General features: G+C 56.4%; 21 protein-coding genes. 11 read left to right on the top strand and 10 right to left on the bottom strand.

The window, feature by feature from the left end:
• Positions 1–58: 58 nt before the first annotated feature.
• From tkt to M2407_RS11565, 3 genes are all read right to left on the bottom strand, one after another.
• Complete coding sequence (gene tkt / locus M2407_RS11575) at positions 59–2,053, bottom strand: transketolase (RefSeq protein WP_020828025.1); 1,995 nt, start codon at positions 2,051–2,053, stop codon at positions 59–61.
• Positions 2,054–2,070: 17 nt separating this feature from the next.
• Positions 2,071–3,021, bottom strand: a complete 951-nt coding sequence (gene tal / locus M2407_RS11570; protein WP_046372969.1) for a transaldolase — start codon at positions 3,019–3,021, stop codon at positions 2,071–2,073.
• 295 nt (positions 3,022–3,316) lie between these two features.
• The gene (locus M2407_RS11565; protein WP_020828023.1) at positions 3,317–3,910 is read right to left on the bottom strand and encodes a lytic polysaccharide monooxygenase; all 594 of its coding nucleotides are present in this window, start codon (positions 3,908–3,910) and stop codon (positions 3,317–3,319) included.
• Positions 3,911–4,315: 405 nt separating this feature from the next.
• On the opposite strand from M2407_RS11565, the gene M2407_RS11560 reads away from it, so the two are divergent.
• The gene (locus tag M2407_RS11560) at positions 4,316–5,257 is read left to right on the top strand and encodes a LysR family transcriptional regulator (RefSeq protein ID WP_020828022.1); all 942 of its coding nucleotides are present in this window, start codon (positions 4,316–4,318) and stop codon (positions 5,255–5,257) included.
• A gap of 361 nt (positions 5,258–5,618) precedes the next feature.
• Here the strand turns inward: M2407_RS11560 and M2407_RS11555 are convergent, their stop codons facing one another.
• Entirely contained in the window at positions 5,619–7,118 is a 1,500-nt protein-coding gene (locus M2407_RS11555; RefSeq protein ID WP_115058347.1) for a glycosyl hydrolase family 18 protein, read from the bottom strand.
• A 296-nt stretch (positions 7,119–7,414) separates the two neighbouring features.
• Between M2407_RS11555 and M2407_RS11550 the strand changes: the two genes are divergently transcribed.
• The 5 genes from M2407_RS11550 to maeB all read left to right on the top strand — a co-directional run bounded on the left by M2407_RS11550 (position 7,415) and on the right by maeB (position 11,277).
• Positions 7,415–7,741 carry a phage holin, lambda family gene (locus M2407_RS11550; RefSeq protein WP_020828020.1) on the top strand — a complete coding sequence of 109 codons (327 nt, stop codon included), beginning with the start codon at positions 7,415–7,417 and terminating at the stop codon, positions 7,739–7,741.
• On the top strand, positions 7,731–8,132 hold the full coding sequence (locus M2407_RS11545; protein ID WP_259218124.1) for a M15 family metallopeptidase: 402 nt from the start codon (positions 7,731–7,733) through the stop codon (positions 8,130–8,132). Before M2407_RS11550 ends, M2407_RS11545 begins: the two co-directional genes overlap by 11 nt.
• Entirely contained in the window at positions 8,129–8,512 is a 384-nt protein-coding gene (locus tag M2407_RS11540) for a hypothetical protein (RefSeq protein WP_259218123.1), read from the top strand. The genes M2407_RS11545 and M2407_RS11540 overlap by 4 nt, the downstream gene beginning before the upstream one ends.
• Positions 8,502–8,666 (top strand): hypothetical protein, encoded by a 165-nt coding sequence (locus M2407_RS11535; protein WP_162302858.1) that lies wholly within the window; start codon positions 8,502–8,504, stop codon positions 8,664–8,666. Before M2407_RS11540 ends, M2407_RS11535 begins: the two co-directional genes overlap by 11 nt.
• 331 nt (positions 8,667–8,997) lie before the next feature.
• On the top strand, positions 8,998–11,277 hold the full coding sequence (gene maeB / locus M2407_RS11530; RefSeq protein WP_259218122.1) for an NADP-dependent oxaloacetate-decarboxylating malate dehydrogenase: 2,280 nt from the start codon (positions 8,998–9,000) through the stop codon (positions 11,275–11,277).
• 48 nt (positions 11,278–11,325) lie between these two features.
• On the opposite strand, the gene mmuM is transcribed toward maeB, so the two are convergent.
• Both mmuM and mmuP read right to left on the bottom strand, forming a co-directional pair.
• Complete coding sequence (gene mmuM / locus M2407_RS11525) at positions 11,326–12,264, bottom strand: homocysteine S-methyltransferase (protein WP_259218120.1); 939 nt, start codon at positions 12,262–12,264, stop codon at positions 11,326–11,328.
• A complete protein-coding gene (gene mmuP / locus M2407_RS11520; protein ID WP_020828013.1) occupies positions 12,254–13,663 on the bottom strand; it encodes an S-methylmethionine permease in 1,410 nt (469 codons plus the stop codon). The genes mmuM and mmuP overlap by 11 nt, the downstream gene beginning before the upstream one ends.
• A gap of 194 nt (positions 13,664–13,857) precedes the next feature.
• Between mmuP and M2407_RS11515 the strand changes: the two genes are divergently transcribed.
• From M2407_RS11515 to M2407_RS11500, 4 genes are all read left to right on the top strand, one after another.
• Positions 13,858–14,697, top strand: coding sequence for a ChaN family lipoprotein (locus M2407_RS11515; protein WP_048760987.1), 840 nt, complete (start codon positions 13,858–13,860; stop codon positions 14,695–14,697).
• A gap of 102 nt (positions 14,698–14,799) precedes the next feature.
• Positions 14,800–15,600, top strand: a complete 801-nt coding sequence (locus M2407_RS11510) for an energy transducer TonB (RefSeq protein WP_259218117.1) — start codon at positions 14,800–14,802, stop codon at positions 15,598–15,600.
• Positions 15,601–15,677: 77 nt separating this feature from the next.
• On the top strand, positions 15,678–17,810 hold the full coding sequence (locus M2407_RS11505; protein ID WP_259218116.1) for a S9 family peptidase: 2,133 nt from the start codon (positions 15,678–15,680) through the stop codon (positions 17,808–17,810).
• A gap of 131 nt (positions 17,811–17,941) precedes the next feature.
• A complete protein-coding gene (locus tag M2407_RS11500; protein WP_115058354.1) occupies positions 17,942–20,182 on the top strand; it encodes a TonB-dependent receptor domain-containing protein in 2,241 nt (746 codons plus the stop codon).
• 17 nt (positions 20,183–20,199) lie between these two features.
• Here M2407_RS11500 and M2407_RS11495 read toward each other — a convergent pair whose 3' ends face one another.
• The 3 genes from M2407_RS11495 to amiA all read right to left on the bottom strand — a co-directional run bounded on the left by M2407_RS11495 (position 20,200) and on the right by amiA (position 22,532).
• Entirely contained in the window at positions 20,200–20,655 is a 456-nt protein-coding gene (locus tag M2407_RS11495) for a YaiI/YqxD family protein (RefSeq protein ID WP_020828008.1), read from the bottom strand.
• Positions 20,655–21,575: an oxygen-dependent coproporphyrinogen oxidase gene (gene hemF / locus M2407_RS11490; protein ID WP_259218112.1), complete on the bottom strand. Its 921-nt coding sequence runs from the start codon at positions 21,573–21,575 to the stop codon at positions 20,655–20,657. Before hemF ends, M2407_RS11495 begins: the two co-directional genes overlap by 1 nt.
• 69 nt (positions 21,576–21,644) lie before the next feature.
• Positions 21,645–22,532, bottom strand: coding sequence for an N-acetylmuramoyl-L-alanine amidase AmiA (gene amiA / locus M2407_RS11485; RefSeq protein ID WP_198639918.1), 888 nt, complete (start codon positions 22,530–22,532; stop codon positions 21,645–21,647).
• Between the two features lie 205 nt (positions 22,533–22,737).
• Here amiA and M2407_RS11480 point away from each other — a divergent pair, with 205 nt between their 5' ends.
• Positions 22,738–23,163, top strand: coding sequence for a GNAT family acetyltransferase (locus tag M2407_RS11480; protein ID WP_020828005.1), 426 nt, complete (start codon positions 22,738–22,740; stop codon positions 23,161–23,163).
• A 42-nt stretch (positions 23,164–23,205) separates the two neighbouring features.
• Here M2407_RS11480 and M2407_RS11475 read toward each other — a convergent pair whose 3' ends face one another.
• The gene (locus M2407_RS11475) at positions 23,206–23,604 is read right to left on the bottom strand and encodes a YgiW/YdeI family stress tolerance OB fold protein (protein WP_020828004.1); all 399 of its coding nucleotides are present in this window, start codon (positions 23,602–23,604) and stop codon (positions 23,206–23,208) included.
• Positions 23,605–23,641: the final 37 nt, after the last annotated feature.

Genomic DNA, 23,641 nt, shown 5'->3' with positions numbered 1-23,641 from the left:
TGTCATTAGACTAAGCCCGGCAAGATGCCGGACCTGGGGTAATGCGACGCGAGATGCCTTATTTCAGCAGTGCCTGCGCCTTGGCCACCACGTTATCCACGGTGAAGCCAAACTCTTTGAACAGCTGCTCTGCCGGTGCCGACTCACCAAAGGTGGTCATGCCCACGATAGCGCCGTTCAGGCCCACGTACTTGTACCAGTAGTCCGCGATACCCGCTTCCACCGCCACGCGGGCAGTGACCGCCGCCGGCAGCACGGATTCACGGTAAGCCGCATCCTGCTTGTCGAAGGCGTCGGTAGACGGCATCGAGACCACGCGCACCTTGGTGCCCGCCGCGCTCAGCTTGTCTGCCGCTTCCACGGTGATGCCCACTTCCGAACCGGTGGCAATCAGGATGACGTCCGGCGTACCGGCACAGTCCTTCAGCACGTAGCCGCCGCGGTAAACGTTGGCCAGCTGCTCCGCGGTACGCGGCTGCTGGGTCAGGTTCTGACGCGAGAAAATCAGCGTGGTCGGGCCGTCATTGCGCTCGATGCCGTACTGCCAGGCAATCGCCGATTCCACCTGGTCACACGGACGCCAGGTGCTCATGTTCGGGGTCACGCGCAGGCTGGCAATCTGCTCAACCGGCTGGTGCGTCGGGCCGTCTTCGCCCAGACCGATGGAGTCGTGGGTATAAACGAACACGTTGCGGATTTTCATCAGCGCCGCCATGCGCACCGCGTTACGGGCGTATTCCACGAACATCAGGAAGGTCGCGGAGTACGGCAGGAAGCCGCCGTGCAGCGCGATGCCGTTGGTGATGGCGGTCATGCCGAACTCGCGCACGCCGTAGTGGATGTAGTTACCCGCCGGGTCAACGTTCAGCGCTTTCGAGCCGGACCACATGGTCAGGTTGCTTGGCGCCAGGTCAGCGGAGCCGCCGAGGAACTCAGGCAGCACCTTGCCGAAGGCTTCCAGCGCGTTCTGCGAGGCCTTGCGGCTGGCGATGTTGGCCGGGTTGGCCTGCAGCTGCTCAACGAAGGCTTTGGCGTCGGCTTTCCAGTTGGCCGGCAGTTCGCCGTTCATGCGGCGTTTGAACTCGGCAGCCAGTTCCGGGAAGGCCTTGGCGTAGGCGGCGAACTTGTCGTTCCAGGCCGCTTCTTTCGCCTTGCCGGCTTCTTTGGCATCCCACTGGGCATAGATGTCCTGCGGGATTTCGAAGGCGGCGTATTTCCAGCCCAGGGCTTCGCGGGTGGCGGCCACTTCGGCGGCGCCCAGCGCAGCACCGTGCACGTCGTGGGTACCGGCCTTGTTCGGGGAGCCGAAACCAATCACGGTTTTGCACATCAGCAGGGACGGCTTGTCAGTGACCTTGCGGGCTTCTTCAATCGCGGCCTTGATGGCATCCGGGTTGTGGCCGTCCACGTGACGCACCACGTGCCAGCCGTAGGCTTCAAAGCGCTCGGCGGTGTTGTCGGTGAACCAGCCTTCCACGTGACCGTCGATGGAGATGCCGTTGTCATCGTAGAACGCGGTCAGTTTGCCGAGCTTGAGGGTACCGGCCAGGGAACAGACTTCGTGAGAGATGCCTTCCATCATGCAGCCGTCGCCCATAAAGGCGTAGGTGTGGTGGTCGACCACGTCATGGCCCGGGCGGTTGAACTGCGCAGCCAGGGTGCGTTCGGCAATGGCGAAGCCGACGGCGTTGGCGATGCCCTGGCCCAGTGGGCCGGTGGTGGTTTCCACGCCTGGGGTGTAGCCGTATTCCGGGTGACCCGGGGTTTTGGAGTGCAGCTGGCGGAAGTTTTCCAGCTCGCTCATCGGCAGGTCGTAGCCGGTGAGGTGCAGCAGGCTGTAAATCAGCATGGAGCCATGGCCGTTGGAGAGGACGAAGCGGTCACGGTCAGCCCAGTGCGGGTTGGTCGGGTTGTGGTTCAGGTAGTCACGCCACAGGACTTCGGCGATGTCCGCCATGCCCATAGGTGCACCCGGGTGGCCGGAATTTGCTTTTTGTACGGCGTCCATGCTGAGTGCGCGGATGGCGTTGGCAAGCTCTTTACGAGAGGACATGTTTTACTCCTGAGTGATTACAGTTCAGCGGACAGCATGTCTTCCAGCTTTTGCTGGTCAACGGCGAACAGACGAATACCTTCGGCCAGTTTTTCAACGGCCATGGCGTCCTGATTATGCAGCCAGCGGAATTCGGCTTCGGCCAGCGGGGCAGGTTGGTGGAAGGCTTCGGTGGATGGCGTCAGTTTGCGTTCTACCGGTTGCTCGCTTTGTTTGAGCTGCTCCAGCAGGTTCGGCGCAATAGTCAGACGATCGCAACCGGCCAAAGCCAGGATCTGCTCTACCTTACGGAAGCTGGCACCCATAATCACGGTCTGATAGCGGTGCTGTTTGTAGTATTCATAAATGTTGCGCACCGATTTGACGCCCGGATCCTGCTCGGCGTCATAGTCTGCAGCAGGCTGTTTGGCCTGATACCAGTCATAGATACGCCCCACGAACGGGGAAATCAGGAACACGCCGGCTTCGGCACAGGCGCGGGCCTGGGCAAAAGAGAACAGCAGCGTCAGGTTGGTGTTGATGCCTTCTTTTTCCAGTTCTTCGGCGGCTTTGATGCCTTCCCAGGTGGAGGCCAGCTTGATCAGAATACGCGACTTATCAATACCCTGTTCCTGATACATGCCGATCAACTTACGCGCCTTGGCCACGCACATGCCGCGATCGAAGGACAGGCGTGCGTCCACTTCGGTGGAAATGCGGCCCGGCACGCTTTTGAGAATTTCGACGCCGATGTTCACCGCCAGTTTGTCGCTGGCGTTGATCAGTTGGGTTTCTTTATTGCCACCTTGCTGGCGGGCATAGTTCAGAGCTTCGATGATCAGTGGCTTATATTGAGGCAGCGCAGCGGCTTTCAGAATCAATGAAGGGTTAGTGGTGGCATCCTGCGGTTCGAACTGGCGGATGGATTCGATATCGCCGCTGTCGGCTACCACCGTGGTGAGCTGCTTGAGTGCGTCTAATTGGTTCATTAATAAGCTCCTTGACCAAACGTCAATGTAGGGAAATGAGAACGTTTTTCATCGTAGGCTGAACACACTGCATCAGAAGCCCGATGATTAAAATGCGCTTTTTCTGATTGTTGCGATGGATAAGAACAATGGATCCCGAAACGAGCCAGGTAGGGCGCGGTTTTGCAGCCGCTTACCTCACCTGCGAAGGCGGTGTCAGTATGGGCTGACCGAGGGGAAAAAGATGTGGCATAGCGCACTCGCAATAAAAAAGGGTTCAGCACCCGGCTGAACCCTGTGGTATTTCGCTTCCTTATTATTTGGTCAAGTTAACGTCAATCGCCTGATAGAAGGCATTGGTCGTATCTGCTACATCCCACACGGCGAGGATGACGTGCGAACCGCTGCGGTCTGCAGGTATGTTGCACTGGTGGGTGACCTGCGCGGCTGGAATCGCACCGCCGTCGTTCTGTTGACAGAACGGCGTCAGGTCAAAGGACGCACGGGTCAGTGGCTGTGACGCATCCCAGTTCGGCTTGGTAATGAAATAACGCCAACTGGTGGTGCTGTGGCGAGCGGTCAGTCTCCAGGTGAAGGAGTTGGCGCCGGTGTGCAGATTGATCTTGTTCCAACGGGTTGGCGTTTGCTGATCCAGTTCGAAGAAGGTGGATTTGTCGGCGCTGGCGATATGCCCGTCAGCCGGACCCGCCTGTGGGAAGCCTTTCAAGCCTTCAACGCTCTGTGGTTCGTATTGCACACTGCCGCATTGGGTATTGAGCTGCAGTTTGCACTGATAGGAGCGGCTGGCCGGCGTTTCGACGTAACCGTGGGCGGCGGCCTGTTGTGATACGCCGAACAACGCGGCGCTCAGCAGGCCAAGGGACATAAGGGTACGGGAAGTATTGTTCATAAGTCACTCCTGACTGAAGTTGTATTGTAAGTTGGGTTTATTTTCACCGACAAAAAGAGAGGTTATTAAAAAATTAAAAACATCATTCTTGGCGGCTTGTTTTATTTTTACCCTTAGACTCAGCTGTCAGGGTGGAATGTTTTATAGGCTATTAACTAAAATTATTATGATGATTGTCTTTTATTTCTTGATTGAATTTATTTAAACACTGCTGTCTAAAAAAACGGCGTCATGATGAATTTTATTTAAAGTGTTGATGAATAGTCTTTCAGATGACGTGCTGCAATATAGAGTATATTGCTTGTGGTTTTGCTTACTCTTGTGTGACTTGAACGACTTTTACGCGCCAACCACTTGGGAATTTAGTGTCATTTTTTTCTTATTTTATGTCAAAGAGGAATTTGTATGACTAGATTATCCCTGGATGCGATTAAAATAATCAGCACCATCAAAAGTACCGGCTCTTTCTCAATGGCGGCGGAGGCGTTGCATAAAACCCCTTCGGCAATATCTTACCGGGTTTCCAATATAGAAAGTAAACTCTGCGTGAAACTTTTTCATCGTAATGGGCCGATGATCACCCTGACAGATGAAGGGGAATTCTTATTGCAGGAAGGTGGCTGGATTTTAAATGCGGTACAGGATCTGGAGAGTAGGGTAAGAAACATCCCAAAGTTCGATAATAATATCCGCATCGTGGTTGATAATTTCTTTCCGCTGGAAACGCTCACCCAGGATATCCGCGACTATATCCAGCACAGCCCAAACGCCAACATATCCGTGCAGCGTGAAGCGCTGAATGGCACCTGGGATGCGTTGAAGAACAACCGGGCGGATTTGATTATTGCCATCGGCCAGATCCCGGACAGCGTGCAGGCCAAGACGCTGATGCTCGGCAAGCTGAATTTTGTGCTGTGCGTTTCTCCTTCTCATCCCTTTGCGGCGCAGAAAAAGCCGGTGGATAAAAACCAGCGGCTGAACGATATCGTGGTGGGCATTGCCGACAGCAGCCACGAGCTGCCCAAGCGTAACCACGGTGCCATGCCGTTGCAGCGCCAACTGATGGTATGCGACGTCGAGAGCAAATTGGCGCTGTTGAAGCGGGGTATTGGGCACGGCTTCTTGCCGCCGGCGCTGATAGAAAAAGAGCTGGCCAGCGGCGAGTTGGTGACGGTACCGGTCGATATGCAAAAAGGCGATGAAATGATTTGGCTGGCCTGGCATCCGGCCAGCAAAGGGGCCGGTTTTAGCTGGTGGCATGAGCGGCTGACGCGCAAGAGCGACGTCTTCAGTCTGCTGGGGCGGGAAGTAATACGTGATGGGGGTTATCCTTGGTGTAACAACTGAGGGAGTGACCACGAAGGGATGCGAAAATTAAACGTTTAATTTGCAGGCTGCGTCCCACCATTGCACGTGGGCGCCGCTGGCGGTCATTTGGACGCGCAGCAAGGCGCGAGTCGTGAGGTTTGGCAGGCCAAATAAGCGGCTCGTAACACAGGTGCGCGTTCAAATGGCCCCAGCCCTTCGGGTCGCGCCCCAAAAGCCCGTACTCTGCGTTGTCGGGCTTGAACGTAGGCCCGCTATGCCCAGCACCCTCCGCCTTGATTACGGGCTTTTGGGTCTGCGACGGCGTCATGTGCAATGGTGGGACGCAGCCTATAACCCCGTCGCCATCAGCCCCGGGGTTTTTTTATGTCGTCGCTGACCGTTACGCCACTCGACCCACTTTCAGCCAGGCGGTATCGGAACCCGGCACGGCAGTGATATAGCCCCACTTGGCCTGCCAGACATAGCCCTGATACGACACCAATGCTCCTTGGTTATAGGTGGTACCGGCAACGTAGGCCGGGGCGCTCATGATTGGCAGATTACCTGGGCCAACGCCGGTATAGCGCAAGCCGGTGCCCATATCCAACTGGCTGTCGTCATAGTCCGGTGCGTTGAAGTAACGGTCGAGTGAGGCCAACAGATCGCCATTGCGGTTGTCCTGGCCCAGGTGCCAGAACATCACGCCGCCCAACTGCTGCTGTTTGATGTACTTCGCCTTGTACTTGAAGCTTTCGGCATCGTCATAGGTGACGAACAGGCCATTGGCCGCGTGGTACAGATACGGCGTTTTGGTTTTATCGTTCCACAGGCGCTGATAGCCGTAGTTGCCCAACAGCATTTGCTCCAGCTGGCGGTAAGAGGCGATGCGGGGATCCTTGTCGCGGACGCACTCTTCACAGCCGACCAACCAGTAATCGGTGCCAGGGAAGGGATCTTCCCCCGGCGTGCTGTGGCTGCTGTACTGGCCGCCGTTAGTGGCGCTGACGCCTTTGAACGCCCGGCCGTAGAACGGCACGCCCATGACGATCTTGCTGCTCGGCACGCCTTCCAGCATCAGATGTTGCTGTACGGCGGCGTCTACCGTCAGGCTGAACGGGCTGGGGAAGGCGCGAGTCAGCTCTTCCCAACTCCAGCCGAGATTGGCTTCACGCAGCGCGTTATAGAAGGTTGGCCCGGCGCTGTCGCCGAACAAGCCTGCCTGGTGGTTGGTGATTTTTTCCCATGGGCCGGCCAGATCGTAGGTCATCAGGTTGATGTAATCGAGTGAGGCGACGATCTGCGGCAGCTTGCTGTAGTAGCGAGACAGGAAGAACGCGCCACCTGCACCGGCGATGGTCAGTTGGTAAGGCAGCGCCTGACGGCCGTCGGCCTGGGTTTGCTGATTGAGCAGGGTGCGGATTTCCTGCAGCGCGGCGACAAAACCGTCGACCTCGCTGCTCTGCGGGTATTCCCAGTCAATGTCTACGCCGTCAAAGCCATAATCTTTCATGATGCGGACGCAGGATTGCGCAAATTTGGTGCGTGCCGCCGGGGTTTTGACCGCGTTGACATAGTTGGCATGGGACACCCCCAGATCGTTGGAGTAATACCAGCCGCCGATAGAGAACATGATGCGCAGATTCGGGTTATGCGCCTTCAGCGCAGTCAAACGGCTAACCACATCACGCGCCTTGGCGTCATTGGTTTCCGGATCCCAGGCGCACTCCAGATTGCTGTTAATGTCGAGGAACGAGAAATTAATGTGGGTCAGTTGCCTGGCCTTAGCCGGTGTAATATTGGACACCGGGAAAGGTACGATTGAAGTATCGGACTCGGTATAGTGATTAATTTGGTTAGTAGGAATGAAATAATAACCAATAACGGCTTTACGTTCTGACATGGTATTTCTCCAGAGTTAAGGTTTTTGTCATTGAGAGTGAATCTCCCGCCGCTATTAATGTTTATTTATCGGATAAAGAGAAGTCGAAATAAATCACAATAAAGATGAATTTTTTATCGGCTTGCCAAGTTATTTGGCAGGGTGGTGTTGTGCCATGGGTGAGCATGAATGAATTTGACTTTAGAGGCTGTATTTATTCATTTGCTTTGTTATAGCATCCTTAACTAGATTCTGATGGTACCGATATTCCACCGGCCGTGATTGGCGTTTAATTAAAATAAAATAGGAGTGTAGCTATGTCCAGCTTAGAGCCAGACGCTGTTGGCTTAATTATCCAGCGAGCATGTGAATATCTTCAGCCGGTGATGAATGCCATTTTGGCAGGGCTCATGGCGCTATTGCACGGGGCTTATCGCAATGTCGGTATGCGGCGCCGTTTATTAAATGCAGGCATGTGCGCGTTATTGGCCTGGACGGTGCGCGACGCCTTGGCGCTGACCGGGCTGGAATTAAAGTGGGCGAACCTTGCCAGCGTGCTGATTGGTTTTCTTGGGGCTGATTATATCAGCGCATTAATTAAAAGATTTATTGGCAAAAAAACGGGGTTTAAAGATGACAAATGAAATTGAAGACATTCGTTTTACCGCACGCAGCGAGACCAATTTAATGGACGTGCATCCGGATCTGGTGCGGGTGATGCGGCTGGCGCTGCATTATTCGCTGGTGCCTTTTTCCATCACCGAAGGGCGCCGCAGCATGGCGCGTCAGCGTGACCTGGTGCGGGGTGGGCAAAGCCAGACGCTGAAAAGCCGCCATTTGACCGGCCACGCGGTGGACGTGGTGGCTATGCCGGCAGGCGTGGTGTCCTGGGAGTGGGACTATTATGCGCAAATCGCGGTGGCGGTCCGTCGTGCAGCGCGAGAGTGTGCGGTTGCCGTTGAGTGGGGCGGGGAATGGAAGACGCTGAAGGACGGGCCGCACTTCCAGCTTTCCTTTAAGGATTACCCGGCATGAGCGGTTGGCTGAGCAGGCTGGCGCAGGGCGGATTGCTGCTGTTGTTGTTGGTAGCCATCTGCCTTGGCGGCTACAGCTCGCTGTTGTCGCACCGGTTGGAGCTGGCGCGGCAGCAGGCGTTAGAGCAGCAAAAGACCCTGGCGCAGCAGGCGGGGTTGATTGCCACGCTGCAAACTCAGGATGCACAGAATCGTGCGCTGATGGCGGCTCAGCAGCAACAGGAGCAACTGCTGCGGCAGCAAAGCGATGTTTATCAGAGGAAATACCTTGAAGCGATTAAAAATGACGCCTGCGCTGGGCAGCCTATGCCTGGCGCTGTTATTGAGCTCCTGCGCCCAACCGCCGCAGCCGGCAGTGCCGGTGGTACTGTTGCCCCCTGAAACGGTGTTTATTCCGTGCGAGCAGCCGCAGCTGCTGGGCAATACCTGGGGCGATGCGCTGAGTTATACCCTGGCGCTACAAACCTCGTTACAAATCTGCGCAGGCCGGGTGGCCACGCTGAATGCCTGGCGCGCCCAACTGCCAGCGCACTGATGGCAGTGTTTTTCTTCTTCGTCCTGTGGTACTTCTTTTTTTACTTTTATAAAACTATTTCGATCAAGGTTTTGGCCCGCTTCAAAGTTTGTGACGTTTCTCTCACTATACTACAAGGCTGCGTCCTGCCATTGTACGTGAGCGCCAGCCCTTCGGGCCGCGCCCCAAAAAACCGTACTTAGCGTTGTCGGGTTTGAACATAGGCACGCTATGTCCAGCATCCTCCGCCTTGATTACGGGCTTTTGGGTCTGCGACGCTGGCACGAACAATGGCAGGACACAGCTTAATAGCCTTACCTCAACATAAAAGCAAAAAGCATAGGAACCTACAATGGACGAACAGCTCAAACAGAGTGCGCTTGATTTCCACCAATATCCGGTCCCAGGGAAGATCCAGGTATCCCCCACCAAGCCGCTGGCAACGCAACGCGATCTGGCGCTGGCCTATTCGCCGGGCGTCGCGGCACCTTGTCTGGAAATTGCTGCCGATCCGCTGGCGGCCTACAAATATACCGCGCGTGGCAACCTGGTGGCGGTCATTTCCAACGGCACGGCCGTGCTGGGCCTGGGCAATATCGGTGCGCTGGCCGGTAAACCAGTGATGGAAGGGAAGGGCGTCCTGTTCAAGAAATTTTCCGGTATCGACGTGTTTGATATCGAAGTCGATGAGCTAAACCCTGACAAGCTGATCGACATCATCGCCGCGCTGGAGCCGACTTTCGGCGGCATTAATCTGGAAGACATCAAAGCGCCGGAGTGTTTCTACATCGAGCAGAAACTGCGCGAGCGCATGAAGATCCCGGTGTTCCACGACGATCAGCACGGTACCGCGATCATCACGACCGCCGCAGTGTTGAACGGCCTGCGGGTAGTGAAAAAGAATATTTCCGACGTGCGGCTGGTGGTTTCCGGAGCCGGCGCCGCGTCGATCGCCTGTCTGAACCTGCTGGTGGCCCTGGGGCTGCGCCAGCAGAACATTACCGTCTGCGACTCCAAAGGGGTGATCTACAAAGGCCGTGACGCCAATATGGAGCAGACCAAGGCGGCTTATGCGATTGAAGATAACGGCCAGCGTACGCTGGGTGACGCTATCCCTAACGCCGACATCTTCCTCGGTTGTTCCGGCCCGGGTGTCTTGACTCAGGATATGGTGAAAACCATGGCCAGGGATCCGTTGATCATGGCGCTGGCCAACCCAGAACCGGAAATCCTGCCGCCGCTGGCGAAAGCCGTGCGCCCGGACGCCATTATCTGTACCGGCCGCTCCGATTACCCGAACCAGGTAAACAACGTGCTGTGCTTCCCGTTCATCTTCCGCGGTGCGCTGGACGTGGGGGCGACCACCATTAACGAAGAGATGAAGCTGGCCTGCGTACATGCGATTGCCGATCTGGCGCTGGCAGAGCAAAGCGACGTGGTGGCGTCGGCCTATGGTGATCAGGATCTGTCATTTGGCCCTGAATACATCATTCCCAAACCTTTCGATCCGCGCCTGATTGTTAAAATCGCTCCGGCAGTGGCCAAGGCGGCGATGGAGTCTGGCGTGGCGACGCGGCCGATCGAAGACTTTGATGCCTATGTCGAAAAGCTGTCTGAATTCGTTTACAAAACCAACCTGTTCATGAAACCGATCTTTGCCCAGGCGAAGAAGGAAATGAAGCGGGTGGTGATGGCGGAAGGCGAAGAAGAAAGGGTACTGCACGCCACTCAGGAACTGGTGTCGCAAGGCTTGGCCTATCCGATTCTGGTGGGGCGCCCGAGCGTGATCGAAATGCGGCTGAAAAAACTCGGTCTGCAGCTGACGCCGGGTAAAGACTTTGAAGTGGTGAACAACGAGTCCGATCCGCGTTTCAATGAATACTGGGGCGAGTACTACCAGATCATGAAACGCCGCGGCGTTTCGCAGGAACAGGCGCGCCGTGCGGTGATCGGCAACCCGACGCTGATTGCCGCCATCATGCTGCATCGTGGCGAGGCGGATGCGATGATCTGCGGCACCATCGGCAGCTATCACGAGCATTACGACGTGGTTGAAAAAGTATTTGGCTTCCGTGAGGGCGCCCATGTCGCCGGGGCGATGAATGCGCTGCTGCTGCCAAGCGGCAACACCTTTATCGCTGACACCTATGTCAATGACGATCCGACGCCGGAGCAACTGGCGGAAATCACCCTGATGGCGGCGGAAACCGTGCGTCGTTTCGGCATTGAGCCGAAGGTCGCGTTGCTGTCCCATTCCAGCTTTGGTTCTTCCGATAACCCGGCAGCCTGCAAGATGCGTAAAACGCTCGAGTTGGTGAATCAGATGGCACCGGAGCTGGAAATCGACGGCGAGATGCACGGCGATGCCGCGTTGGTTGAGAGCATTCGTAATGATCTGATGCCGGACAGCCCGCTGAAAGGCTCGGCCAACGTGCTGATTATGCCGAACATGGAAGCGGCGCGTATCAGCTACAACCTGCTGCGTGTGTCGTCTTCGGAAGGGGTTACCGTGGGGCCGGTGCTGATGGGAGTAGCGAAACCGGTACACATCCTGACGCCAATCGCCTCGGTGCGCCGCATCGTCAACATGGTGGCGCTGGCGGTTGTGGAAGCGCAGACCGCACCGTTATAAGCCTTCGGCATTAAACCGCCCCCTGACGCCTTGGCGCAGGGGGCTTTTTTATGCCTTGCAGAGTGCCGCGATCTGGCGAATATCCTTTGGCGTAGTCCGGCAGCAGCCGCCGATCAGCCGTGCGCCGATGCGTTGCCATTCTCCTACCTGATCAATCAGGCTGCCGTGCTCGCCGCCGCAGGCGTGCCAGGTTTTGCTCACCGCGTCGTAATGTTCGCCGGAGTTAGGATAGACCAACAGCGGTTTATCGGTCAGCACGGCAAATTGGCGCAGCGCCGGGGCCACATTTTCCAGCGCAATGCAGTTGATGCCAATCGCCAACGCCTGCGGATTGCCGTGCAGCGATGCCAGCACCTGCGTCAGCGGCGTGCCGTCGCTGAGGTGTTGGCTGTCGCGCAGGGTGAAGGCGAACCAGGCGCCGAGCGTCGGGAATTCTTGCAACAGCGTGAGCAACGCCTGCAGCTCACTGAACGAGGGCAGGGTTTCACAGGCCAACAGATCTACGCCGGCCTCGGCCAACGCACGGATGCGTGGGCGGTGGAAGGCGATCATTTCTTCCTGCGGTAATGCGTAATCGCCGCGATATTCAGAGCCGTCGGCCAGATAAGCGCCATAGGGGCCGACCGAGCCGGCGATCGGCAAGGGGGTTGCCTGCGGGTGCTGAGCCAGATAGTCGCTGCGCGCCTGTTGCGCCAGGTGCACGCTTTTGGCGATCAGCGCCAGTGACTGCTCGTGATCCAGCCCCCGGCGCAAAAATCCCTGCGGCGTGGCCTGATAGCTGGCGGTGATGGCGCACTGCGCCCCCGCGTTGAAATAGTCGAGATGAACCTGATAAATCAGCTCGGGGTTTTCGATCAGCACCTTGGCCGACCACAGGGGATCACTGAGGTCACAGCCGCGAGCCTCCAGTTCGGTCGCCAGTGCGCCGTCAAGGATCAGCGTGTTGTGGGTGGCCAACAGCGTGGCGACGGGGTTGTTAACCGACATGATTTTCTCCCAAAGATGTTTTTTGTCCGCTGCGGCGGGTCAGATAATAGGCGGCGTAGCACAGTGCGACGAACGGCAGCCCGCAGTAAAGCGCGATGCGCTGCTCCGGATCGAACGCCAGTCCGATACAGGCCAGCAGGCACAGGGAAAAACCGACGATCGGCGTTAACGGATAGCCCGGCGCGCGGTACTTCAGGCCGGCGATCGGCTGGCCGCTGCGCAGATAGTGGCGGCGGAAAGCGTAGTGTGAGGCGCAGATGCTCAACCAAACTGCCACCACGGCAAAGCCGGAAATGGCCGACAGGGCGACAAACACCGTGTCCGGCGCAATCACGCTGGTTAACAGCGCCAGTACGCCGCCAAGCATGCTGAAGGTCAGCGCATTGATCGGAATGCCACGTTTATTGACGCGAGAAAAATAGGCCGGCAGGGTGCGCTGGTTGGCCAGCGACCACAGCATGCGGCCCGAAGCGTACAGGCCTGAGTTGGCGGCAGACAGGATGGCGGTCAGGATGACGAAATTAAAAATATCGGCGGCATAGGGCACGCCGATGCGTTCAAACACCAACACAAACGGGCTTTTGACAATCCCGGCCTGATCCATCGGGATCAGCGCAGCCAGAATAAACACCGTGCCGACAAAGAACAGCATCAGGCGGATCACCGTGGTGCGTATCGCCCAGGGCACCACCTTTTCCGGATTTTCGGTTTCGCCTGCGGCAATGCCGATAAGCTCCGTGCCGGAGAAAGCGAAGTTGACCGCCACCATCGTCATCAGGATCGGCAGGGTGCCGTTGGGCAGCCAGCCGGAGGCGGTCAGGTTATGCAGAAAGGGAGCCGGAGTGCCGTCTTTCATCGGCAGCAGGCCAAACATGGCTGCTCCGCCGAGGATGATAAACGCCAAAATAGTGATCACCTTGATCAACGAGAACCAGAATTCGCTCTCCGCGAAGAAGCGAGTGGTGACTACGTTGAGCAGGAAAATGGCCGCGCAGAAAATCAAACACCACAGCCAAACCGGCGACTGTGGGAACCAATACTGCATGCAGAAACCGGCGGCGGTCAGGCTGGAACCGAGTGCGACGGTCCAGGTGAGCCAATAGAGCCAGGCCACGGTATAACCGGTCGCCGGACCAAGATAGCGGGAGGCGTAAACGTGGAAGGCGCCGGTTTCCGGCATCGCCACGGAAAGCTCGCCCAGGCACAGCATGACCAGATAGACCACCAGTGCGCCAATCAGATAGGCCAGCAGGGTACCCAGGGCGCCGGTGGTGGAAATGATATAGCCGGTGTTGAAAAACAGCCCGGTACCGATCACGCCACCCAGCGACAGCATCACCAGGTGCCGGGCCTTCATGGTGCGTTTGAATTGCCCTTCGGCGGGGACAGGTGAATGCATGGTATTTTACCCGTATAGACGTCTAAGCTGCTAAATGGCTATTGGTTATACCCGCAATACTTCATGAAATCAATGCGTAGTCAGGGATCCAAAAGTAAAAAAATAGTTATCGATGTCGCAGGAAAGGGGGTTGTCTATATGCAAATGATAATTATTATCTATAATGTCGCCACTTTTTATGACAGGGCAGCATCATGAGACTTTTGATTTTATTGGCCGCGCTGGCGCTCGCCGCCTGTAGCCAAACCCCGGTTTCCTCGCCAAAAACTACCCTTGATAGTTTGGGCAAAATTACGGATTTGCGCAGTGGAGAAAGCCTGTCACCTGACCAGCTTCTGGCCCGTTTGGCCGCTCAACCGCGGGTCATTGTCGGCGAAAAACACGATAACCCCTATCACCATCAGATTGAGCTGTGGCTGGTGCAAAACCTACCGCAGCAGCGTCCCCAGGGTAGCGTGCTGATGGAAATGATTAACCCGAATCAGCAAGACAAGGTTAACCAGGTGAAACAGTGGCTGCAGGGGGACCCCAGCGTTCGCGACGGACGCGTAGCGGAGTTGATCGGCTGGCAGTCGGGATGGAAATGGTCGCTGTACGGCGATGTGGTAATGGCGGCGATGCGTGCACCCTATCCGCTGTGGTCGGCTAATCTGGATCGCGATGAAATCATGGCTTTTTATCAGCAGCCAAGTTTCCCGCAGGGCCAACTGTCGGTGCGTCCGGTGGTGCAGAAAGCGCTGGAGGAAACTATCCGCACTTCGCACGGCGGCAAGATTGAACCTCAACAATTGCATGCGATGCTGGCGATCCAACAGCAGCGTGACCGCCGCATGGCCGAACGCCTGCTGGCCGCGCCCACTCCCGCGCTGTTGATTGCCGGTGGCTACCATGCCGCCAAATCCGTAGGAGTGCCACTGCACGTGCAGGATTTGCAACCGGCTGCGTTGCCAACGGTACTGATGCTGGCGGAACCCGGGGTGCAGGTCGACAAACAGGTGGCCGATTACCTGTGGATCACCCCGGCCGTAAAATGAATCTGTTAAGGCAGTGAAAAGGACTGTTAATAATAATTACAAATGATTATCATTAGCAAATGTGATCTGCAATCATTCGCAATTAAGTAATCTAATGTCCCTATGCTAAGTCAGTCTTTCTCTTTTTCGGCCCCTGCGATGCCGCAACCGCGCTGGGCGCGCGGTTTTTTGTGCGCTATCGCGGCACATGTGGCGCTGGTACTGTTGTTTTACTGGCCGCCACGCTCGCTGCCGCCGATGCAATTGCCGCCTCCGGCGGTAATGATGAGCTGGGCCGCGCAGATTGAAGCGCCGGAAAGTCCCAAACCCTTACCGCTAGGCGTACAGCAGGCGCAGTCGTCTGCTGCACAACCGGCTGAACAGCAAGAACAACCCGACTTACCAAAGCTGGCACGGGCTGAAAAAACCAAGATTGCCGTGGCCGAAAAGAAGCGAACTGAACAGCGGCCGCCGCAGAAAACTCAGCCGAAGCCCGAGGAGCAGGCAAAAGAGACCAAACACGCTGCGGCCTCCAGCGCCGCGGCACCGAAAGCGTTGAATGTTGCCCGGCAGGCGGCGGCACCGCTGAACAGTGATTCCGCCAGTCAACTGCAGGCCAAGCTGTCGTGGGAAAGTCAGGTTAAGGGGCTGCTGAACCGCATCAAACGCTATCCGTCGGATGCACAGCGCCGCCGCCGTACAGGCATGCCGCAGGTGGTCTTTACGGTGGATGTGCAGGGCCGGGTGTCTGATTTGAGATTGCAGGCGTCGTCAGGCACCGCCTCGCTGGATCGGGAGGCACTGGCGGTGGTGACTCGGGCGCAGCCTTTGCCGCAGCCGCCGGTGGAGATGCTTCAGCAGGACAAGGTTCGGGTGACGATGCCCATCGATTTTAATCTGGCGGCGTTGCACGCCGTCCAATAGTTTATGCCCACGGCAGCGGCCTTTTGTTTGCTGAAACAAAAGCAGGCGTTGCCGATGTCAAACCATCGTGAGGGACTATGAAATATCCACTTTTGCCGGGTCGTTGTTGGCGTGCGGCAACCTCTGTCGTGATCTCATTAAGCTTAATGGGCCAGGCCGTTCAGGCGGCACCGCAGGCTCCCAGCGCGGAAATCATCCCGAAAAAGTTGACCGCCCAGGGTGAAACCCGGGTAGATGATTACTATTGGTTGCGCGACGACAGCCGCCAGAATAAAAAGATGCTGGATTATTTGACGGCGGAAAACCGTTATACCGAACAGATGATGCAGCCGTACAAAAAACTGCGCGATACGCTGTACCAGGAAATGCTCGGCCGCATGAGCCCGGAAGATCGCTCGGTACCTTATCAACTGAACGGCTACCGCTATCAGGAAAGCTATGCGGCGGGCAAGGATTTTGCCCTGTACCAGCGTCAGGCCCTTACCGCCGATGCGCCATGGCAAACGTTGCTGGATGCCAACCAGCGCGCGACAGGGCAGGCTTATTACCGTGTTGGCGGTCTGGAGATCAGCCAGGACAATCAGCGGATGGCGATCGCCGAAGATTATCAGGGGCGCAGGCAGTACCGTATTTCGTTGCGTAATGTCGACAGCGAGAAATGGGCCGCGGAAGTGATTGAAAACACCTCTGGCGACATGGTGTGGGCCAACGATGGCAAGACGCTGTTTTATATTCGCAACCATCCGCAAACCCTGTTGCCGTATCAGGTTTATCGCCATCAGTTCGGTACGCCGGTCGCGGACGATAAACTGGTGTATCAGGAAGATGACGCGGCGTTTTATCTGAGCCTGGCTCATTCCTCCTCCCGCGACTACCTCATTATTACCATCAGCGGCAACACTACCTCTGAGGCGCGGCTGATCGATGCCAACCAACCGCTGAAAGCGCCGGTGCTGTTTGCCGCCCGTCGGAACGGCCATGAATATTACCTCGACCATTATCGCGGCGAGTTCTATTTACGCTCCAATCACCAAAGCCCGCATTTTGGTCTCTATCACACCGCGGCGCTCGATAAACCGTGGCAGACGCTGATTGCACCGCAGGAAAAGCGCGAGGTCGAAGGTTTCACCTTATTCCGCGACTGGCTGGTGGTGAAAGAGCGTGGCGATGGCCTGGTACAGCTACGGCAAATCAGTTGGGACGGCAAAACCCAGCGCAGCATTCCGTTCGATGATGCCAGCTACATGGCCTGGCTGGGCTATAACCCCGATCCGGACAATCAGCACCTGCGCTACGGCTATTCGGCGATGACCACGCCGACCAGCACCTACGAATGGGATCTTGATAAAGGCACTCGTACCCTGTTGAAACAGCAGGAAGTGAAAGGCGTTGATCCCAGCCAGTACCACAGCGAACGGGTGTGGATCAGCGCGCGTGACGGTGTGAAGGTACCCGTCTCGCTGGTCTACAACCGTGCGATGTTCAAACCGGGGCTCAGCCCGCTGCTGGTGTACGGCTATGGCGCCTATGGCATGAGTATGGATCCGGCCTTCAGCGCCAACCGCATCAGTTTACTGGATCGCGGTTTTGTTTATGCGCTGATCCACGTGCGTGGCGGCGGAGAATTGGGGCAGAACTGGTATCAGCAGGGCAAACTGAGCCATAAACCCAACACCTTCAGCGACTTTATCGATGCAACCCAGGCGTTAATCAAACAGGGTTACGGCCAGCCGGGGCGTATCTATGCCATGGGGGGCAGCGCCGGCGGCTTGCTGATGGGCGCGGTGATCAATCAGGCGCCGCAGCTGTATAACGCGGTGGTGGCGCAGGTGCCTTTCGTGGATGTTTTGACCACCATGCTCGACGACAGCATTCCACTGACCGTCGGTGAATATGAAGAGTGGGGCAACCCAAATCAACCAGAAGCCTATGAGCTGATGAAGTCTTATAGCCCCTACGACAACGTACGCAAGCAGACGTACCCGAACCTGTTGGTGACCAGCGGCCTGTATGATTCGCAGGTGCAATATTGGGAGCCGGCAAAATGGGTGGCCAAACTGCGTCGCTTTAAACAGGGCGATTCGCTGCTGCTGCTGGCCACCGATATGACGGCCGGGCACGGCGGAAAATCGGGCCGACTGACGCGGCTGGAAAATAGCGCCCTGGAATACAGCTTTATTTTGGCGGTGGATCAGAAAACGCGGAAATAACCCTTCTGGCCGCCAGGAAATAACCTGGCGGCTTATTAAAACGATAAAGCGTTAATTTTACCGTCGATTTCGGCGGGCTTTGTGCTGGGCATTGTCGGCCATAACATCTTTTTGGTCATTTCTGGGGATCTATGAAAATTAAATTACTGGTAAGCCTGATCGGTGCGGGAATAGCGCTGAGCGGGACGGCGACGGCTGCGCAAGACGGGGCAGACAATGGCAAGGGCAACGTGGTGTTTAGCCCGTTGAACGTTTCGGCTGCGACAGAAAGCGACCGTAGCGAAAAGGAGGCGTTGGAAAAACCGGGTGCCTTCAGCTCACGAGGGGAAAATAAGAATCTCGAATCGGTAGACAGCATTTTGCGCAGCATGCCGGGCACCTATACCCAAATCGATCCGGGCCAGGGATCGGTTAGCGTCAATATCCGCGGCATGAGCGGCTTTGGCCGCGTTAATACCATGGTGGACGGTATTACCCAGAACTACTACGGCAGTTCGCCGAGCGATGCAGCCCATGGCGGGTTACCCACCAGCCAGTTCGGTGCGCTGATCGACCCCAATTTTATCGTCGGCGTTGATGTAGCGCGCGGCAATGCGACGGGCTCCGCCGGAGTGAATGCGTTGGCAGGCAGCGCCAACTTCCGCACCCTGGGTGTGGATGACGTGGTGTTTTCCGATAATCCCTTTGGCGTGCGCACCAAATTTTCCGTGGGCAACAACGGCATTGGCCGCAGCGGCATGATTGCCGTGGGTGGGAAAACCGGCGCCTTTGGTGAAGGCGGCAGCCTGGGCGCGATGGCAGCCATCAGCGGCAGTTCCATCACGTCTAATTACAAAAACGGCTCCGGTTTTGACAGTGAAGAGTTTAACGTTGATAAAACTTATCGACAGAACCCTAAATCCCAGTTATTCAAAGTCGATATTAAGCCAGACGCTTTTAATAGTATCGAACTGTCGGCCAGGACCTACCAGAATAAAATAACCCGCCGTCATATCGACAGTAATGACTTCTATATTAAATATCACTATGCGCCTTTCTCCGAGCTGATTGATTTTAATCTGACAGCCAGTACCAGCCGCGGTGAGCAGAAATTCATGTCTGACAATATGGCAGGGTTTAGCGACAGCAAGGCGAAAAATATCTCGGACGCGCTGGACGTCAATAACACCAGCCGTTTCAGCCTGCAGGAGGTCGATTTTGCCTTCAGCTATGGTGGCAAGCTGATCCGTAACGAATACAAGAAGCACGCATCCGGGCTGGTAACCGACGATAACCAGGCGGAAAGTTCGCCGGTGGGGATCGCGGGTAAACAAAATATCGCCAGCCTTTACAGCGGGCTGCAGCTTAACTACGGCATCTGGCAGAGCAACTTTGATCTGAACTACAGTTCCTATGATATTTCCGGTTATAAACCTGCCTGTGATGAGCGCGTGGCCTGCTTCCCGCAGGGGGCCAGCAATATCAATTTGAAAGAGCACGGTTTTAATCCGTCGGTGCTGTTATCGGCGCAGGTGACGCCATGGTTGCAGCCGTTTGTCAGCTACAGCAAGTCGATGCGCGGGCCGAATATTCAGGAGGTATTCTTCGCCAACAGCGGCGGGCAGTCGATGAACCCGTTCCTGAAGGGCGAAACCGCTGAAACCTACCAGGCCGGCTTCAACGCCAATGCTCATGACCTGTTGTTCAAGCAGGACAGCTTCCAGCTGAAGGCGGTGTATTTTGAATCAAAGATCAAAAATTACATTTCCAGCCAAAACTACATGGTGTGCAGCAATCGCGAGAAGTGCAACCGCTCTCAGGCGACGCAGGAAGAGTGGGATAACGCCGATGTGAATGTCGTGATGACCATGTACAGCAATGCTTATGAGCCGGTCAGAATGCGTGGGGTGGAAGTAGAGGCAATGTATGATGCCGGTTTCGCCTACACCAAACTCTCCCTGAGCAAAGAGCACACCAGCCAACCGACCAATCAGGCCAGCAACGAATTCGGTGCCGGTGACATCAGCGAACTGCCGGAATTTTATTTCACGTTAGATTCTGGGGTTCGTTTGCTGGACGAGAAACTGACGCTGGGCGGATTGGTCAAATACACGGGTAAAGCGGTTCGCCTGTCGCCAAATTCGGATCGGGACGAAAATGAGCAATTGCTGAAAGAGCCTGCGCCGCACATCCCGACGATTATCGATCTGTACAGCACCTATCAGTTCAACCGTAACCTGCTGTTGAAATTCAGCGTACAGAACCTGATGGACAGAGACTATTCCGATGCGTTGAACAAGATGAACTCGATGCCATCCCAGTCACAGGACTTCACACCGACCAACACCGCCCGCGGCCGAACCTATATCTTCGGCGGGGAGGTGCGATTCTAAGCTGAGTACGGGCGCAATCACTGCGCCCGTTTTGCCTGCTGCAACCACTTGTCCAGCTCGTTGGCGAACTGCTGACGGTCGCGCTGGTTCAGCGTATTCGGGCCGCCGGTCTGGATACCGCTGGAGCGCAGGGTGTCCATAAAGTCGCGCATGTTCAGGCGCTCACGAATGGTGTCCGGCGTATAGCGTTCCCCGCGCGGATTCAGCGCCACCGCGCCTTTTTCGATCACCTCGGCAGCCAGCGGGATATCGGCGGTGATCACCAGATCGCCTTTCTCGCAGCGGCGCACGATTTCGTTATCCGCCACGTCAAAACCGGCCGCCACCTGCAGAGTGTGGATATGCCTGGAAGGCGGCGTTCTCAGCGGTTGGTTGGCAACCAGCGTTACCGACATGGCGGTACGATCCGCCGCGCGGAACAGCACTTCTTTGATCACGTTGGGACAGGCGTCCGCATCGACCCAAATCTGCATTATTCCGGCTCCTTCAACCAATCGCGCACCGGCAGGAAATCACGGTACAGCGCCGCTTCCGGGCTGTCATCCGCCGGTTGATAGTTGTATTCCCAGCGTACCAGCGGCGGCATCGACATCAGGATGGATTCGGTACGTCCGCCGGTTTGCAAGCCAAACAGCGTGCCGCGATCCCAGACTAAATTGAACTCGACGTAGCGGCCACGGCGATACAGCTGGAACTGACGTTGGTTATCGCCCCAACTCAGCGCCTTGCGTTTTTCCACGATCGGCAAATAGGCATCGAGGAAGCCTTCGCCCACCGCTTGGGTAAACGCGAAACAGGTAGCGAAGTCGGGCGTGTTGAGATCGTCAAAGAACAGGCCGCCGATGCCGCGCGCTTCGTTGCGGTGCTTGATAAAGAAATAGTCATCGCACCACTTTTTGTATTTGGAATACACCTGCTCGCCGAAGGGGGCGCACAGCTGTTCGGCGGTGCGGTGCCAATGAATGGCATCTTCTTTAAAGCCGTAGAAGGGGGTCAGATCAAAGCCGCCGCCAAACCACCACACCGGTTCTTCGCCCGGCTTTTCCGCAATGAAAAACCGCACGTTGGCGTGGCTGGTTGGGATATAAGGGCTGCGCGGGTGGATCACCAACGACACGCCCATCGCCTGGAAGCTGCGGCCGGCCAGCTCGGGGCGGTGCGCGGTAGCGGAGGCGGGCAGGGTGGCACCGGAGACGTGTGAGAAGTTGACGCCCGCTTGTTCGAACACCGCGCCGTCGGTCAATACCCGGCTGCGGCCACCGCCGCCTTCTTCCCGCGTCCAGCGGTCCTCGTTGAAAACGGCGCCGCCGTCGGCCTGAGCCAGCTGCGTGCAGATGCGGTCCTGCAGTGCCAGCAGGAAGGATTTTACTTCTGCGATGGTCGATAAACTCATACGGATTAATTCACAGCGTCTGACTGAACAAGCCGCAGAGTATACCTTTATTCACCGTGGCTGGCAGTATCAGCCGGGTTTTCGTTGGTGTGAATCGTAATAGCTGAAGAAACTGATCACGCCGTCGGCGATGGCGCGGGCGATTTTCTCGCGGAATGCGGTGGTGCCAAGCAGGCGTTCTTCCGCCGGATTGGTGATAAACGAGGTTTCGACCAGTACCGACGGAATCGACGGGGATTTCAGAACCGCGAACGCCGCTTGTTCGGTGCTGTTGCTGTGCAGATGATGTACCGGACGGATCTGGCCGAGCACGTGGCGGCCGAGCGTCAGGCTGTTGTTGATGGTATCGGTTTGCACCAGGTCGAACAGCACCTGCTGCAGATAGTTGTCCTGATTTTTGTATTTGCCGCCGGCCACGTCATCGGCGGCATTTTCGCGGTTGGACAGATAACGCGCCATGGCGCTGCTGGCACCGCGATTGGATAGGGCAAACACCGAGGCGCCGGAGGCTTCCGGGCTGGTAAAACCGTCGGCATGGATAGAGATAAACAGATCGGCCTGATGCTGGTGGGCAATCTCCACCCGCTGAAACAGGGGGATAAACTCGTCTTCTTCCCGCGTCAGGCGCACTTCAACGTGTTCCTGTTCGTGCAGAATGCGACGCACGTGGTTGGCAATCTCCAGCACCACGTGTTTTTCCTGCGAACCTTCTCTGCCGACGGCGCCCGAATCGATGCCGCCGTGACCGGGGTCGATCATCACCAGCCTTTTGCTGCCGTTGGGTTTGGGCGCAGTTTTAGCGTGTTGCTTGCGCAGCATGCCGCCGGTTTCGGCTTGGGCCGTTTGGCTCTTGCTGCCGAGCAGCACCAGCGCCAGACCAGAAAGCAGTAATTGACGTCGCGTGGGGGAAACGGGGAGCGGTTTAAAATTGAGGAAGGGTTTAACCTGCTTTTTCATAACGCTACGCTCCATCGACAAATTCTATTTTGCGACGTTATATCGTATTGATAATCATTAATCGACCGGATAACTATGTCCATTTATTACGCGAGTTACCGGGGATTTCTGCATTATTGCCCGGGGAAATCGCAGTTTGATATTGCGTAAGTGAATAATCCCGCGATAATCAGATAAACATCTTAATTAACAGCGGCGAACATCGATGGAAATTCGCGTATTTCGACAAGACGACTTTGAAGAAGTCATTACCCTGTGGGAGCGCTGCGATCTGCTGCGGCCGTGGAACGATCCTGAGATGGATATTGAGCGCAAACTGAATCACGATCCGGATCTGTTTCTGGTCGCGGAAGTGGGCGGGGAAGTCGTGGGATCGGTGATGGGGGGATACGACGGTCATCGTGGCTCGGCGTATTATCTCGGGGTGCATCCGGATTATCGCGGACGCGGTATCGCCAATGCGTTGATCAGCCGGTTAGAGAAAAAATTGATCGCGCGCGGTTGCCCGAAGATCCAACTGATGGTGCGGGAAGATAACGACACGGTGATCGAGATGTACGAGAAACTCGGTTACGAGATCCAGAGCATTACCAGCCTGGGCAAGCGGCTGATCGAAGATCAGGAATATTGAGCGATACTTTGGGCGGTGAGGCTTCACCGCCCAAACTGCGCGTTAGGGCAGTTTTTTGATGGTTTTCACGTCGACTTCCACGTTGCTCCAGTCTTTATCCACTTTCCCTTCCAACTGCACTTTATCTTTCGGGGTGATGGTCTGACCGTTCCAGCGTTTTTTGTCGATCTCGACCGTCAGCGTGCCGCTGGCGTCGCGGAAGGTATAGGTCTCGTCGCCGACGCGTTGCTCAATGTTGCCTTGCAGCATCACCCAGGTGTCATCACTCATTGATTTGACCTTGTCGACGGTGGTCAACGCGGCGCTAGGGCCGGAAAATCCGCCTTGCTGCGTGTTTTGGGTGTGCGTTTGCGGTGCCGCAGGATCGAGGAACCCGCCTTGCTGAGCCAGAACCGGTGCGCTACACAGAGCAATTAATGCTGCCAGGGTATATTTTTTCATCTTAAGCTTCCTTATCTCAATCTAGAATCAAAGCCCT

Origin of the sequence: Serratia sp. BIGb0234, assembly GCF_024809915.1 — a bacterium.
Classification (GTDB): domain Bacteria; phylum Pseudomonadota; class Gammaproteobacteria; order Enterobacterales; family Enterobacteriaceae; genus Serratia; species Serratia liquefaciens.
The sequence above is the reverse complement of the archived record's forward strand: the minus strand, read 5'-3'. Positions and strand labels throughout refer to the sequence as shown.

Bases quoted from the DNA above. Each gene is read 5' to 3' on its own strand.
- M2407_RS11480 (WP_020828005.1), top strand. From the start codon at position 22,738: ATGGAAATTCGCGTATTTCGACAAGACGACTTTGAAGAAGTCATTACC.
- M2407_RS11560 (WP_020828022.1), top strand. From the start codon at position 4,316: ATGACTAGATTATCCCTGGATGCGATTAAAATAATCAGCACCATCAAA.
- amiA (WP_198639918.1), bottom strand. From the start codon at position 22,532: ATGAAAAAGCAGGTTAAACCCTTCCTCAATTTTAAACCGCTCCCCGTT.
- M2407_RS11505 (WP_259218116.1), top strand. From the start codon at position 15,678: ATGAAATATCCACTTTTGCCGGGTCGTTGTTGGCGTGCGGCAACCTCT.
- M2407_RS11500 (WP_115058354.1), top strand. From the start codon at position 17,942: ATGAAAATTAAATTACTGGTAAGCCTGATCGGTGCGGGAATAGCGCTG.
- tkt (WP_020828025.1), bottom strand. From the start codon at position 2,053: ATGTCCTCTCGTAAAGAGCTTGCCAACGCCATCCGCGCACTCAGCATG.
- M2407_RS11555 (WP_115058347.1), bottom strand. From the start codon at position 7,118: ATGTCAGAACGTAAAGCCGTTATTGGTTATTATTTCATTCCTACTAAC.
- M2407_RS11515 (WP_048760987.1), top strand. From the start codon at position 13,858: ATGAGACTTTTGATTTTATTGGCCGCGCTGGCGCTCGCCGCCTGTAGC.
- M2407_RS11510 (WP_259218117.1), top strand. From the start codon at position 14,800: ATGCTAAGTCAGTCTTTCTCTTTTTCGGCCCCTGCGATGCCGCAACCG.
- M2407_RS11565 (WP_020828023.1), bottom strand. From the start codon at position 3,910: ATGAACAATACTTCCCGTACCCTTATGTCCCTTGGCCTGCTGAGCGCC.
- M2407_RS11475 (WP_020828004.1), bottom strand. From the start codon at position 23,604: ATGAAAAAATATACCCTGGCAGCATTAATTGCTCTGTGTAGCGCACCG.
- mmuM (WP_259218120.1), bottom strand. From the start codon at position 12,264: ATGTCGGTTAACAACCCCGTCGCCACGCTGTTGGCCACCCACAACACG.
- maeB (WP_259218122.1), top strand. From the start codon at position 8,998: ATGGACGAACAGCTCAAACAGAGTGCGCTTGATTTCCACCAATATCCG.
- M2407_RS11545 (WP_259218124.1), top strand. From the start codon at position 7,731: ATGACAAATGAAATTGAAGACATTCGTTTTACCGCACGCAGCGAGACC.
- hemF (WP_259218112.1), bottom strand. From the start codon at position 21,575: ATGAGTTTATCGACCATCGCAGAAGTAAAATCCTTCCTGCTGGCACTG.
- M2407_RS11495 (WP_020828008.1), bottom strand. From the start codon at position 20,655: ATGCAGATTTGGGTCGATGCGGACGCCTGTCCCAACGTGATCAAAGAA.
- tal (WP_046372969.1), bottom strand. From the start codon at position 3,021: ATGAACCAATTAGACGCACTCAAGCAGCTCACCACGGTGGTAGCCGAC.
- M2407_RS11540 (WP_259218123.1), top strand. From the start codon at position 8,129: ATGAGCGGTTGGCTGAGCAGGCTGGCGCAGGGCGGATTGCTGCTGTTG.
- mmuP (WP_020828013.1), bottom strand. From the start codon at position 13,663: ATGCATTCACCTGTCCCCGCCGAAGGGCAATTCAAACGCACCATGAAG.
- M2407_RS11550 (WP_020828020.1), top strand. From the start codon at position 7,415: ATGTCCAGCTTAGAGCCAGACGCTGTTGGCTTAATTATCCAGCGAGCA.